Origin of the sequence: Variovorax sp. LjRoot290 (genome assembly GCF_964253985.1) — a bacterium.
Taxonomy (GTDB): Bacteria; Pseudomonadota; Gammaproteobacteria; order Burkholderiales; family Burkholderiaceae_C; genus Variovorax.
On record NZ_CAXURW020000002.1, the window covers coordinates 806,704 to 819,672 of the forward strand.

General features: G+C 63.4%; 14 protein-coding genes and 1 pseudogene. 7 read left to right on the forward strand and 8 right to left on the reverse strand.

Features of this window, described 5'->3' with window-relative positions:
• Positions 1–122: 122 nt before the first annotated feature.
• Positions 123–1,106 (reverse strand): IS5 family transposase, encoded by a 984-nt coding sequence (locus ACSQ9A_RS32865; RefSeq protein WP_436306994.1) that lies wholly within the window; start codon positions 1,104–1,106, stop codon positions 123–125.
• A gap of 268 nt (positions 1,107–1,374) precedes the next feature.
• On the opposite strand from ACSQ9A_RS32865, the gene tnpA reads away from it, so the two are divergent.
• The 4 genes from tnpA to ACSQ9A_RS32885 are packed head-to-tail and all read left to right on the forward strand — an operon-like array spanning position 1,375 to position 2,838.
• Positions 1,375–1,836: an IS66-like element accessory protein TnpA gene (tnpA, locus tag ACSQ9A_RS32870; RefSeq protein ID WP_436306995.1), complete on the forward strand. Its 462-nt coding sequence runs from the start codon at positions 1,375–1,377 to the stop codon at positions 1,834–1,836.
• On the forward strand, positions 1,833–2,174 hold the full coding sequence (gene tnpB, locus ACSQ9A_RS32875; RefSeq protein ID WP_436306996.1) for an IS66 family insertion sequence element accessory protein TnpB: 342 nt from the start codon (positions 1,833–1,835) through the stop codon (positions 2,172–2,174). The genes tnpA and tnpB overlap by 4 nt, the downstream gene beginning before the upstream one ends.
• Positions 2,132–2,614 carry an IS66 family transposase gene (locus tag ACSQ9A_RS32880; RefSeq protein WP_436306997.1) on the forward strand — a complete coding sequence of 161 codons (483 nt, stop codon included), beginning with the start codon at positions 2,132–2,134 and terminating at the stop codon, positions 2,612–2,614. The genes tnpB and ACSQ9A_RS32880 overlap by 43 nt, the downstream gene beginning before the upstream one ends.
• Complete coding sequence (locus tag ACSQ9A_RS32885) at positions 2,611–2,838, forward strand: hypothetical protein (protein ID WP_436306998.1); 228 nt, start codon at positions 2,611–2,613, stop codon at positions 2,836–2,838. The genes ACSQ9A_RS32880 and ACSQ9A_RS32885 overlap by 4 nt, the downstream gene beginning before the upstream one ends.
• Positions 2,839–3,259: 421 nt before the next feature.
• Here ACSQ9A_RS32885 and ACSQ9A_RS32890 read toward each other — a convergent pair whose 3' ends face one another.
• A complete protein-coding gene (locus ACSQ9A_RS32890) occupies positions 3,260–4,405 on the reverse strand; it encodes an ABC transporter substrate-binding protein (RefSeq protein WP_436306999.1) in 1,146 nt (381 codons plus the stop codon).
• A gap of 176 nt (positions 4,406–4,581) precedes the next feature.
• On the opposite strand from ACSQ9A_RS32890, the gene ACSQ9A_RS32895 reads away from it, so the two are divergent.
• On the forward strand, positions 4,582–4,767 hold the full coding sequence (locus tag ACSQ9A_RS32895) for a type II toxin-antitoxin system VapB family antitoxin (RefSeq protein WP_436307000.1): 186 nt from the start codon (positions 4,582–4,584) through the stop codon (positions 4,765–4,767).
• Between the two features lie 919 nt (positions 4,768–5,686).
• On the opposite strand, the gene ACSQ9A_RS32900 is transcribed toward ACSQ9A_RS32895, so the two are convergent.
• The 5 genes and pseudogenes from ACSQ9A_RS32900 to ACSQ9A_RS32920 form a co-directional block, all read right to left on the reverse strand.
• Complete coding sequence (locus tag ACSQ9A_RS32900) at positions 5,687–5,998, reverse strand: type II toxin-antitoxin system RelE/ParE family toxin (RefSeq protein WP_436307001.1); 312 nt, start codon at positions 5,996–5,998, stop codon at positions 5,687–5,689.
• Entirely contained in the window at positions 5,995–6,279 is a 285-nt protein-coding gene (locus ACSQ9A_RS32905) for a CopG family ribbon-helix-helix protein (protein WP_436307002.1), read from the reverse strand. The genes ACSQ9A_RS32900 and ACSQ9A_RS32905 overlap by 4 nt, the downstream gene beginning before the upstream one ends.
• 882 nt (positions 6,280–7,161) lie before the next feature.
• Positions 7,162–7,428 (reverse strand): annotated as a pseudogene (locus tag ACSQ9A_RS32910) (IS30 family transposase); the annotation flags it as partial.
• A 423-nt stretch (positions 7,429–7,851) separates the two neighbouring features.
• On the reverse strand, positions 7,852–8,190 hold the full coding sequence (gene mazF / locus ACSQ9A_RS32915) for an endoribonuclease MazF (protein ID WP_436307003.1): 339 nt from the start codon (positions 8,188–8,190) through the stop codon (positions 7,852–7,854).
• Entirely contained in the window at positions 8,190–8,432 is a 243-nt protein-coding gene (locus ACSQ9A_RS32920; protein ID WP_436307004.1) for an AbrB/MazE/SpoVT family DNA-binding domain-containing protein, read from the reverse strand. Before ACSQ9A_RS32920 ends, mazF begins: the two co-directional genes overlap by 1 nt.
• A gap of 475 nt (positions 8,433–8,907) precedes the next feature.
• Between ACSQ9A_RS32920 and ACSQ9A_RS32925 the strand changes: the two genes are divergently transcribed.
• A complete protein-coding gene (locus tag ACSQ9A_RS32925) occupies positions 8,908–9,324 on the forward strand; it encodes a hypothetical protein (RefSeq protein ID WP_436307005.1) in 417 nt (138 codons plus the stop codon).
• A 327-nt stretch (positions 9,325–9,651) separates the two neighbouring features.
• Here ACSQ9A_RS32925 and ACSQ9A_RS32930 read toward each other — a convergent pair whose 3' ends face one another.
• The gene (locus ACSQ9A_RS32930; RefSeq protein WP_436307006.1) at positions 9,652–9,993 is read right to left on the reverse strand and encodes a hypothetical protein; all 342 of its coding nucleotides are present in this window, start codon (positions 9,991–9,993) and stop codon (positions 9,652–9,654) included.
• 117 nt (positions 9,994–10,110) lie between these two features.
• Here ACSQ9A_RS32930 and ACSQ9A_RS32935 point away from each other — a divergent pair, with 117 nt between their 5' ends.
• Positions 10,111–12,939 carry an AMP-binding protein gene (locus tag ACSQ9A_RS32935; protein ID WP_436307007.1) on the forward strand — a complete coding sequence of 943 codons (2,829 nt, stop codon included), beginning with the start codon at positions 10,111–10,113 and terminating at the stop codon, positions 12,937–12,939.
• Positions 12,940–12,969 lie beyond the last annotated feature (30 nt).

Genomic DNA, 12,969 nt, shown 5'->3' on the forward strand with positions numbered 1-12,969 from the left:
GATGCTGATCAATGAACGACGCCGTCGGATCTGTGGGCATCACGAAGCGATGCGGTCGATTTCACGCCGTGAGGGTCGACCCGCGGTGCGTTTCGCGCCTCTTGCGAGGCCACTTTCGGCGTTCAAGACGCACCTCGGGCATGAGCGGCCAACAGCGACCTCTTGGCGATGACCAGATTGGCCAGCCCGAACAGGCTGAACAGCTGCGCCTCGTTCTTCGCGAGGCCCTTGTAGCGGGTCTTCTTGTGACGAAACAGGTTCTTGATCACATGGAACGGATGCTCGACCTTGGCCCGCACGCTCGCCTTCAGCTGCTCGGCCTTGTCCAGCAGGCGCGCCCACTTGCGCGTCAGGTCCAGCTGCCGGCGCTTGCCCGGCTGCATCGCCACGTGCCACTGCGGGCCTTGCGCTTCTTCGCGCTTGTGCACGCCTCGGTAGCCGGCATCGCCGAAGGCCACCGACTCCTGGCCGTGCAGCAGCGCACCGGCTTGTGTCACGTCGTTGACGTTGGCCGCCGTGGCGACCACCGTGTGCACGAGGCCCGATTGGGCATCCACACCGATGTGCGCTTTCATGCCGAAGTGCCAGGCCTTTCCCTTCTTCGTCTGGTGCATCTCGGGATCGCGCGTATTGCCCTCGTTCTTAGTCGAGCTGGGCGCGGCGATGATGGTCGCGTCCACGATGGTGCCCGCGCGCATCAGAAGGCCCTGTTCGGCAAGATGAGCGTTGATCTCCTCGAACAGGGCCTTGGTGAGGTCGTTGTCCAGCAGCAGTCGCCTGAACTTCAGCAGCGTGGTGGCGTCGGGCACCGACTCGCGCGACAAGTCAATGCCCACGAAGTCGCGCAGCGCCTGGCTGTCGTACAGCGCATCTTCCAGCGCTTCGTCGGCCAGCCCGTACCACTGCTGGAGGCAGTACATGCGCAGCATCCGGGGAACACCGATCGGCTGGCGACCGACGCGCCCGCTCGTGGGGTACAGCGGCTCGATCACGGCGATCAAACGAGACCACGGCACGACGCGCTCCATGTCGGCCAGAAACTTCTCGCGGCGCGTGCGCTTCTTCTTCATCGCGTACTCGGCGCTGGCAAAACTGCGTTGGTTCATCTCGGTGGTGCTGTGAGTTGCTCTGTCTTCACGCATGCACGGGCCGTGCCCGCCGCGACCTATTGATCAGCGTTTCCCTAGGCACGCACTGGCGAGCGGCGATGTTGCCGAACCCTTCATGGCACACCTGACTCACCTGTTGGATGAAGCGCCATTGCCGATCATCGTGATGGCAGTCGAAGAAGCGTGAGCGTCTGGCGATCCCATCTTGCTGCTCGGTGACGGGGCCGTGAGGATGGTGCCCACCTATTGATTTGGTGGGCACCTTATGAATCCCAATTCACGGAAGCTTCGGCGCCGGCATGACCCGGAGTTCAAGGCGACGGTCATGGCCGAGTGCCAGCAGCCCGGTGCCTCGGTCGCGGCGGTGTCGCTCGCGCACGGGCTCAACGTCAACCTGGTTCGCAAGTGGCTCGTCGGCAAGGGGCTGAAGCGCACGGGCTTGTCGGCGCCACGCACGGTCACGCCGCGACCGCATGTCGAGCCGACGACACCCGCCACTTCGACATCGCCGCCAGCGCTGCACTTCGTGCCGGTGGAGCTGGCCTCAGCCGGCGCAGAGGTCGCTCATGCGGTTGATCGCTCTGACGCCGACCGCGCGCCCGTCGAGGCCGACATCCACATAGAACTGCAATGCGGCGAGACTCGCTTGACGGTGCAATGGCCCGGCTCGCAGGCGGCGCACTGCGCGGCCTGGCTGGGCGAGGTGGCTGCGGCGGCGCTGAAGTGATCCGCATCGACAAGGTATGGCTGTGCGCGCAGCCGTTGGACATGCGCGCGGGCGCCGAGCGGCTGCTGGCCGCGGTCGTCTCGACACTTGGTGCCGCGCATGCCCATCACGGCTACCTCTTCGCCAACGCGCGCGCCACGCGCATCAAGCTCATCGTGCACGACGGCTTCGGCGTGTGGTGCGCTGCGCGGCGATTGAACGCCGGGCGCTTCGTATGGCTGTCGGCGACCGCGGCTGCGCCAGTGTCGCTGGAACTCACAAGGGCGCAGTTCGACGCCCTGGTGCTGGGCCTGCCATGGCAACGATTGCCCGAGATGAACGTCATAACCCGTATGTGACTGGCTCGGCGGCGCGCTCGCGCCGGTTGACAGCGCTTGCGCCAATGGTGCGAGGCAGAACGCTCTGGCACCATGCTGCGCATGCTTGGCACGCAAGGTCCTCTCCCCATAGACCCGACTACAGCCTCAACCACTGGGCACAGCTCACCCGTCATCTCGACGACGGCAACGTCCCGCTGGACAACAACTTCCTGGAGCGGCAGATCAAGCCTTGGCAGATGGGCCGCAAAAACTGGCTGTTTGCCGGAAGCGCACTCGCCGGCCAGCGCGCGGCCGTGGTGATGAGCCTGGTTCAGTCGGCCAAGCTCCACGGGCACGACCCTTGGCAATACTTGCGCGACGTCCTCGCGAGGCTGCCGACCCACCTGAACAGCCGGATCGAGGAGTTGCTGCCGCACCGCTGGCGCGTCCGCGCACTCAGCGAGCCGACGTCCACATGAAGAACCTCGAGGAACTGATCAACGATGGCGGCGAGATCACGGTCGGTGCGATCGGATCGATCGAGTGCGCCGCCACTGCCGCCGATGGCCACAACGCGCTGGCCATGCTCGTGAGGCGCAAAGGTGAGACTCTCAACGCGCTGCTCAAGCGGCTGGACAAGGCCATCGCCAAGTTCTACGAAGATGGCGTGGTCATCGACGAGATCAACGGTCCCGAAGATTGACCCGCGCTGCCGTCAAGGTGGGACGGCAAGACGCTCACGAAGAAGCGGCTTCTCATGAACACGTACTGCCGCGACAAGTCTGGCGCAACGTGGCGAAGCTCGCGAAGTCGCTGGCGGTGCACCGCAAAGGGCTGCCGGGGTGATGATGAAGAGCCTTCCTCGAGGTCCATGGAAAGCACTGTTCCCATGGGGTTGGCGCTCATTGAAAACATTCAAAAGCATTAGTCCAAATGTTCCGATACGAGCATCGTCTCAGCAAGGACATCAACATTTTCGTTCCCGCGCCCAGAATCGCCGACAGCCTGCATGTTCGTCTGCGGGAGCAAGAGCGAATGGCCGCAGCGTTGGGCTCGCTGGCTGCAGGCAGCGTGCTGCGGCCGGCCGGAGGCTGAATGAGCGTCAGCTCTCCAACCGAAAAGGCTCAGCGAAGGTAACGCCCGTCAGCCTTGAGCATCGACAGTTCGGAGAATGTCAGGCCGCGGTGCTCGCCCGGCCGGTACGACACCGCAATGCCGCCGATGTCGAGCGTCTTGAACGACTCGAGGCCCTTTTGCAGCGACTCCGCCGTTGGTTTCGGTCCGGCCCGCTTCAGCCCCTCGACCATGACCTTGGCCGCTACATAGCCCTCGAGGCTGGCATAGCTGAACTCGATCGCGCCGATCTTCTTCATGGCCGCCTGGTACTCGGCAATCACCGGCATCGCGCTGTTCCATGGGGAAGGCACGACCTGGGAGATGACCACGCCGGCCACGTCCTTCTGGATGTCCTGATACAGCTTCTGCCCGTTCAGGAACGAGAACGAATAGAAGGCCGTCTGGCCGCCAGCCGCGCGGTAGGCCGTGATGAACTTCGCCGCCACTTCGTTGGTCGCCGCCAGCACCACCGCCTTGGGCTTGAGCTTGGCCAACTCCACCGCGCGCTCGGCGGCGTCGGAGCCATCGTTCTTGATTGCCACGCTGCCGGCCATTTTCTCGCCACGCTCGGCAATGAACTTTTCCGTACTGTCCCGCGCCGAGCGGGCGCCCGGGTTGTCGTTGTGCGCGAAGGCGATGCTTGAGATGCCGATCGTGAACAGGTGGTTCACGATGCGGCTGTATTCCTCGTCGAAGCTGATGCGCACCGGGAAACCGTATTCGGAGAACTTCGCGACCGGGCCCGCGCCGGTGTAAGGGCCGATGACGGGAACCCTAAGTTCGTTGGCCGCCTTCAGGGCGCCGACCGTCGACGATGTGCCAATGGGCATGAGGATGCCGACGGCGCCATCTTTGACCAAGGTCTTGACGTTCTGGGAGCCCTTGGCGGGGTCGTAGGCGTCGTCGAGCTGGCGCAGCTCGACCGGCCGGCCGTTGATGCCGCCATTCGCATTCAGCGTCGTGAACATGGCACGGATGCCGACCAGGGGCTCGGTCGACAAAGACGCCAGGGGGCCGGTCTGCACGTAGGTTTGCCCGATCACGAGCGGCTGGGTCTGTGCCTGTGCCTGTGCCTGTGCCTGTGCCGCCGGCGAAAATCCCACTACGAAGGCGGCCAGGCCCAAAGCCAGCAGATGAATCTTTTTGTGTCTCATGGTAACAAACTGTTTGTCACTTCATCTTAAAGCGCGAGCCCTCCAGGTAAGGGGAGCAACTGTGAAGAAATGCACGTATCCTGCATTTGGCTTCTTTCCTCGGCGCCTTCCGCGCTGTAGGCCGTTTCGTCTGACACCCCCGTGAACTCCGCTGAGCCGACGCACAGAGCGTCGTCATGACGGAACTGCTGCAAAGTGCGAAAGCCGCCAAGCTGACCGGTGCCCTGGACCGTACGGCGATGGTGCGCGAAGGGTTGAAGGCCCTCATCGAACGTGAGAGTGCCAGGCGTCTTGCGCGGCTGGGCGGAACGCAGCCCAACTTGAAGGCGGCACCGCGTAGGCGCGACGAGACCGCAGCTTGATACTGGTTGACACCTCCGTTTGGGTCGACCACTTTCGCAAGCCGGGGCGCCGCCGCTCGGAGGTGGCCGATGCGATCGCCTTGCGCTGAATCAGGCGCGACGGCAGTCGCCGCTCAAAAGGCCAGCGAGTGGAACTGGCGGGCCGCAGACGTGGTTCGTCCAACATCGCGCCCGACAAGGGCGCGGTCTTCCGCGAAGCCACACGCCTGCTGAGGCCGGGCGGCCGGCTGACGCTGCGAACTAGGCAGAATGGCTTGAGCCGTTGAGGTGGCCGTCTCCGGGACTACCGTGGGTTGCGCACCGGGGGTTCGCCGAGCCACAACGCTGCACCCCGAGGGGCGGACAGCGTGCAACGAGCAAGGCGCCGGAATCGAACCGGCGCACCTTTCGGTGGGGATTTTGAATCCGCTGGCTGATCCAGTGTGACCTCAACCTTCGGCGGTCACTCTTGCGCCCGTTGCGGCGCGAAGCCGAGCACTCATGGCAAGTGCGGGGTTGGCGCGGCCAAAATTGCTGGTGCCTTAGTCATCTTGGACTGCGTTGCGAAACTCGCCCCTCGCGACCTCCGCAGGGTCGCGCTCGTTCTGTACAGGCCACAGCCCTAAACCCCAGTCCAACATGTCGTTGTACATTGCGCGCCCTTCCGTAAGACGCAGCATCTCAGCAGCAAATTTCTCAGCCCACTCAACCATCGCTCCCTCCCCAATTCAGCGAAATGATGCCCGAGCGCGCCTTGCGCTGCGCGCGCGAGGTTATTCAGGTTATTGGGGTTATTCACGCCCTGCCGTCTTTGCAAGTGGGCGTCGCTGGTGTCTCTATGGCCGCCATCAAGAGGATGAGGAGCAGGCCAACAACCCACACTGCGGGATTGCATCGCCATCCGACGGCGCAGAACATCCGACCGGCGTGGACACAGACTTCAGCGCCGGCGTTTGAAACCCCGCTCGCGCTGGCAACGTATGGCCAGAATGAAGACGATGTCGAGATCTGCCAGAAAGCGGTATAGCGCGACGTACCCGCGCGATCCGTGCCCGATGACCAATTCGCGCTTGCCACCTTTCACAGGCCGGCCAATAAGAGGGCTGAGAGTCAAGATTTGCAGGGACTGAACGATCTGCTCAATCCGCCCTGGCCCATCGGTTCCCTCGAACTTGGCCATGTGATCAAAGAACCGATCAAAGTCGTCAAAGACCTCCGGCGCAAGCTCAAGCCGAACTCCTCGACCGCTCACCGAACGAGCCTGCGGGCTGCCGGCCTCCTCGGCCGCTCTCCCTTCAAGCGAGCCTCAAGGTATGCCTTGGCATCATCCCAGGGAACGGTCTTGCCAGTCGAAAGCACTTTGGCCCAGCGCGCGTCGGCGACGCGATGAAGCTCCTCCTCTATCTCGACTTGTTCGACAGTCTGAGCGATCGCGTCGACGATGAAGGCGTGAGCAGTTTTCCCGGCTCGCTCCGCAGCTGCGGCGACCCGCGCCTTCAAGTCATCCTCAATGCGAATGGTGGTCGTGGACATCGGTGATTCCTGTCCCACCTATTGTAGCACACTAGTGCTACTTTACCGCCATTGGAGCCACCTACCCGCGGTAGAGGAGAATCTTTGAAGGGTCACAAGCCACAGAAAGCTAGCTTTAGCAGCCCTCCTGAAGCGCTCACGATGGCTTGTTCCAGCAAAGGCCGGGCACCGCATGGGGTGGACGGTCACTACGCGATGCGCGTCCAACACGTCAGACGTCTCTGTCGGTGGGTTCCAACATGGCCTTGTTGCTCAAACCACCTTGTGCGTTCGAAAGTGAATTCCTGCGGCTCCTGCTGCAGCGGCGAGCGTTCGCGCACGCGAAGTGAGTCTAGCGCCGTTGCCTGCCTATGCCCATGAGGAGTTCGTGGTTTGCGCGCGGGTTTACGCGTTTAAAGCCACCACCTCGTAGCATCGAAAGAACCTCTGATCACGCCTTCACGACAGAACATCGCAGCGTCACGAAAGCGTTCGATCACGGCGACGGTTGCGGCCATTGGCACGGCCCTGACTGACAGCTCTGTGCGAGTACCTACCAAGTCGAGGTCGCCATGCGTGAAAAACCGGTCTCGTACGAGGTTGCCAGACGTCACCTCCTCGATGCGTTGAGTGGGGCGCCCAGAAAGCCCGCCAAGCGCGCCACACGGTCTTCGACGAGTGTGGCTAAGCCCTCAGGCGCAGCGAAATCAATCATCAAGCGCGCAGCCACAGCGCCGACACGCAGGGTTGCGAGATAGCCGTGAGTTCGAGTTCGCCCGCCGAACGTCGCAGTCGCGAACGTTGAGTCCATAGAGAGGTCGGCCAAGTTGGTCCAAGCCGATGGGCGCCACCGCCCTCTCCTTTCAGTTGGCGGTTTCAAGTCTGAAGTGCAACAGGGTTGAGTCAGTGGATTGACGCTGGCGGTTGATGGGACGATGCGAGTGTTCGTGCGAACACCTCCAGAGGCGTGTGCCACGCGTGCGTGGCGCGAGGCCGGTTGTTCATGCTGTCGGCGATCCCATCGAGCTCGTCCTGGCTGAACAAGCTCAGGTCCGTACCCTTGGGCATGTACTGACGAAGCAGGCCGTTTGTGTTCTCGCAAGTGCCGCGCTGCCAAGGGCTGTGCGGGTCGCAGAAGTACACCTTCACGCCGGTCTGTGCCGTCAGATCAAGCCCGAGTGAGAGTGAACTTCGGCGCGGGCGAGCACAGTGGCCGACGGGGCCGCCCGCGTCGACCGGCTGGCCGGGTGCGGCTCGCGAGAGCGGCTTCGGCAGGCACCAGATGGACGAGGTGGGGATGTGCTGGCCGTACAGCACGGTCTTCGCCACCAGATGTTTCTTGTTCGTCCAACCCTGCCGAAAACAGCGAAAACATTCGGCGACAGCTGCCGGACGATTCACGACTCCCGTTCCACCGAGCTACGGGGGCCTTCAGGTTTCGAGCGGCGTCGCGCTTGCCGCCGAGGCACTGCCGGCACGCATCCAGGGCAGCGTCGCCAAGCTCATCATGCCCGGCCGGCGCGCGACAGCAGAGCCAGCCCTTGGAGTTGGCCGCCTGAAGAAAACAATGCGCGAATCTCAGAAAAGGAAATACTAAGGCTGGCCGATGAGCGCGATTGCCTTTGCCCTGACTTCGGCCAACTCTGCAGAAGAAGCCCTGCCCTTGCGGCTCGCTTTGCGGACCACCCAATCAAGGCTCTTCACTTGATCGGCCAGGGCCGTGCCTGCTCGGGCTCCAGCAATCTCGACCTCGAACGGATAGCCCTTTACTTGCGTCGTCAAAGGGCAGCAAAGCATCAAGCCGGTCTTTCCGTTGTACGCCGACGGGCTGAGCACCAACGCGGGCCTATGCCCGGCCTGCTCGTGCCCGGCTTGCGGGTCAAAATGCAGCCACACAATGTCCCCGGCCTCGGGCACATAGCGGCGAACCATCAGAACGCCTCTTTGCCCACAGCCGGACCGAAGCTGACTTCGCCGTGCAAATTTTCGGGGGTGATCCGGGCCAGCAACCTTGTGAGTTCGAATTCGCCCGGCCGTACAGGTTCGATCACGATACGCCCTTCCTCCTCACGCACGTCTACGGTTTCGTCCAAATGCAGCCGAGCTGCCTCCATCACCGCCGCAGGAATGCGCACCGACGCGCTGTTGCCCCATTTCTTCACCATTACATGCATGTGGCCTCCGTTGTATCGTCAATGTCGATACCTTACCGCATTTTTGCGAACGTAGCAACATTGTCGATACAGGCTGGTTTTGCCGGCGTTGGGTGCGCGAAGTTGGCGAGGCGCATGGGCTAGTCGCATCAAGCAACCTTGCTGCGTGGACCTTCGATGCGGAACATGCCGCCGGCTGCGCGCAGGTGAACACGCGCCTTATGGAGCCTGGTCGTCCCTCGCCGTCAAATGGGGTGAAGTTCACAGGTGGCTCGCTTGGGTTGGCAGGCCTTGGCATATAGGTCACCTTGAATGTTGTCCACCGAATCGGTACATGATAGGTGGCGAAAGAGCGCATGGAACTGGCGCGCCTTGCTTTACGTCGGTGCGAGGCTCGCAAGTCGTTGCCGCGCAAAGTGTTTTTGCCCCAAAGCGCACCAATTTCCGTGAAAGGTACGATCACCCCTAAAGAGGCTTGAGCACGAAGGAGCTTCACATGAAACGGTTTCGTCGTTGGTCGGCAGTCGCTCTTCTGACACTGACATGTCTCCAGAGTGCGTGGGCCGACGAAGAGGCGGTGCGGACGTTGGCGATCTCTGCGCAGAAGACGCTCAACAACCTCTCAACCCAGGTCACAGATCTTCAAGCAATGGGCGATCGCAAAACCTTCGACGCTGTCAAGACAACGCTCGATCGTCAGGCGGCGCGGTGGCCCGAGGAGACGGATTCCACGGAAAAGTATCGCCCATGCAAGAACGCATTGGAGCGGGCGAGCTATGTGGCGTTTCTTACGCGCATGAAGGCGACAAGTTCTTTGGACGACAAGGTCTGGATACTCGAGCGTGGAAAGATGACGGATCGTCGTGCAGCGTGCGAGCGTGCAATGCGCCGCCCCTTCACCAAGACGTCCTGATCATGCTGGAATTTGGTTCGGCGCAAGTTCACATATCCATGCGGGCGCCGTTATCGCTGCCAATCATCGCGCAGCACCTACTACTACCGTTCGACCGTGCAGCCTGAGCAGATTGCCGATGGACGTCTGGTCGAACTCATCGGTGACATCCAGGACGAGCTGCCTGGCTACGGCTATCGCGTGACGCGTGAGCTGCACGCGGGCACCCGGTGAACCAATAAACGGGTTGCTCGCGTGATGAGGGCCAACGGACAGGGAATCGGAGTGATCGTACTTTTTGCGCAAACTGATACGGCCAGCGGCGATATTCCGTTGGAGATCAAGGCTTTACGGCGACCGACGGTCACGACATGACCCGAGCTCGCAAGTCGTTGCCGCGCAAGGTGTTTTTGCCCCAAAGCGCCCCAGTTTCCGTGAAAAGTACGAGCATCCCAAGTGGGGCTCCGGTGCAAACTTTTTAGCGTGGCCGAGTAACTTGCCAAAGCGCCGCGCGGGTCGGGCCGAAAGCACGGCGTTCCAGATCGTGGGCGCAGCTTGGCCTCGAACGCGCAGCCGGGCGAGATCGAACTGGCCCTTGCGGATGCGATGCAGCAACTCCACGCCAGCGATCGTCACCGCCGCGTGATTGAGGACCTTGAAGTCGAGCATGGGGTTGATGCGCGACTTCACGCCCTGATGGCTTTCTTGCCGGGGCGTCGAGAACGGCGCAGGATGGTTTCGCCTATGGAAAGAACCTTGATGGCACCTCAACCCAAGGCCCCCCAATGCAGGAGCGGTAATCAGCCAATGAACGTAGACTCGCCTTCTCGCGCAGTGTCGGACGAGGCTGTACTGCAGATCGTGCGGGAGGTCTTGACCGAACTTCACCCAGGTCGCGCGGACATGGGCCCGGTTACGCTGGACAGCGCGCTCGAGGAAGACCTTGGCTTGGACAGCCTGGCGCGCGTGGAGCTGTTGATGCGCCTCGAGCGCGCGTTTGGCGTCCGCCCGCCGGAGCATATGCTGAGCACGGCCGAAGCGCCTCGGGACCTGCTGTGTGCGCTGCTGGCCGCACGTGGTCCACGCCAGACGCAAGTGCTGCAGGCACAGCGGCTTCCGGTGCCCGAACGCGTCTCGCAAGCGCCGCACGCGGCGGCGACTCTGCAGCAGGTGCTCGACTGGCATGTGCGGGCTCATCCGCAGCGCGAGCACGTCGTGATCGACAACGGCGGCGACGACGGACTGACGCGCCTGTGCTATGCCGATTTGCAGCAGGGCGCCGCTTGTGTCGCTGCGGGGCTGCTGGATCGGGGCTTTCAGCCGGGTCAGCCCGTGGCGCTCATGCTGCCGACCAGCCGTGAGTACTTCTTCAGCTTCGCCGGCGTTCTGCTCGCCGGAGGCATCCCGGTACCGATCTACCCGCCGGCGCGGGCGGCGCAGATCGAAGAGCACCTGCGGCGTCACGTCGGCATCCTCACCAATGCGCTGGCCACGGTGCTGATCACCGTACCGCAGGCCAAGGCGCTGGCGACGCTGCTCAAGTCGCAGGTGCCGTCGCTGCGCGTTGTCTGCACCGTTGAAGAACTGTCCTCGTGCACTGCCTCCTTGGAACGCGTCACTGCCCATGCAAGCGATATCGCCTTGCTGCAGTACACCTCCGGCAGTACCAGCAGTCCCAAGGGAGTGGTCCTGACGCACGCCAACCTGCTCGCCAACCTGCGGGCCATGGGGCAGGTCCTGCAAGTCAGTTCCGAAGACGTCTTCGTCTCTTGGCTGCCGCTGTACCACGACATGGGGCTGATCGGGGCGTGGCTGGGCAGCCTGTACTACGCGTATCCGCTGGTGGCGATGTCGCCGCTGAGGTTTCTCGCGCGACCGGAACGCTGGCTGTGGGCCGTGCACCGGCACTCCGGCACGCTTTCGGGTGGGCCCAACTTCGGCTACGAGTTGTGCCTGCGCAGGCTGGACGAGGCCACGCTGGACGGGCTCGACCTTTCCAGTTGGCGATTTGCGTTCAACGGCGCCGAACCGGTCAGCGCGACGACCATGCTGGAATTTCAGCAACGCTTTGCCCGCTACGGGCTGCGGCCGCAAGCGCTGGCACCAGTGTACGGATTGGCGGAGACTTCGCTGGGCCTGACCTTCCCGCCGCCAGGGCGGGGTCTGATAGTGGACCGCATCGACCGCCAAGCGTTCTCGCGCTCGGGCCGCGCGCTGTCCGCGGCGACCGGCGCGTCTGACGTGCAGCTGGTCGTGGCATGCGGCCAGCCGCTGCCGGGCCATGAGGTCCGCCTGGTCGACTCGACGGGACGTGAGGTGGCGGAACGCCAGGAAGGGCGTCTGCTGTTCAAGGGACCGTCGGCCACCAGCGGCTACTTCCGCAACTCGAAGGAGACGCGCCGACTGTTCGATGGCGAGTGGCTGGACTCGGGCGACTACGCCTACATGGCACAAGGCGACGTCTACATCACCGGGCGGGCGAAGGACGTGATCATTCGGGGCGGCCGTCAGGTGTACCCGTATGACCTGGAGGAGGTCATCGGCGCGATTCCCTCTATCCGCAAGGGCTGCGTCGCCGTGTTCGGCAGCCCGGACCCTCGGACCCGCAGCGAACGGATCGTCGTCATGGCGGAAACCCGCAGTATGCCCCCCGAGGCGCAAGCGCAACTGCGCCGCCAGATCAACACCGCCGCGGTCAGCGTCCTCGGTGCGCCGCCGGACGACGTGGTCCTGGTGCCGCCGTACACGGTCTTGAAGACATCAAGCGGCAAGCTTCGTCGCGCGGCCAGCCGCGAACTGTACGAGAACGGTGGCGCTTCGGCCGAGCAGCCGGCGCCGTGGCGGCAGATCGCGCGGTTTGCATGGCAGGCAATACTGCCGCAACTACGGCGTGCCTGGCGCGTCGGTGCGGAGGTGGCCTACGCTGGATATGTCTGGCTGGTGTTCTGGATGCTCGCGCCCATCACGTGGGCGCTGGCCGCAGTGCTGCCCAAGTCGTCCTGGAGCTGGGCGCTAAGCCACCATGCGGCCCGGCTCTTCTTACGTCTGTCCGGGCTCCCGTTGGCAGTCGAGGGACTCGAGAATTTGCCGCGAGAGGCGACCTGTGTGGTCGTGGCGAACCACGCGAGCTATCTGGATGGAATCATTCTGGTCGCCGCACTGCCGCGCCATGTCCGCTTTGTCGCCAAGCGAGCGCTCCAGGAACAGTTCATCCCACGGTTGTACTTGCGAGGTCTCGGCGCCATTTTTGTAGACCGCGACGACGCGCAGCGCGGGGCGGAGGACGTCGCGCGGGTGACGCGCAGCGTTTGCGCCGGCACAGCCATGCTGTTCTTTCCGGAAGGCACGTTCCGGCGCGTGCCAGGCTTGCTGCCGTTCCATGCGGGCGCGTTCTCCGCGGCAGCGCAGGCCGGAGTGCCCGTAGTGCCGGTGACGATCCGCGGCACGCGCTCCGTGCTGCGCGACGGCCAGTGGTTCCCACGCCGCGTGCCGATCAGCGTGATGGTCAGTGCCCCGGTCCGACCGGATGGTGACGATTGGTCAGCGTCGATCCGGCTGCGCGACGCCGTGCGCGCGGAGATCCTGAACCGGTGCGCAGAGCCGGACGCCGACGACGGAGGCTGCCTGCATTCGTAAAGTCGCGTGGTCCTGGGAGAAACTGAAGAA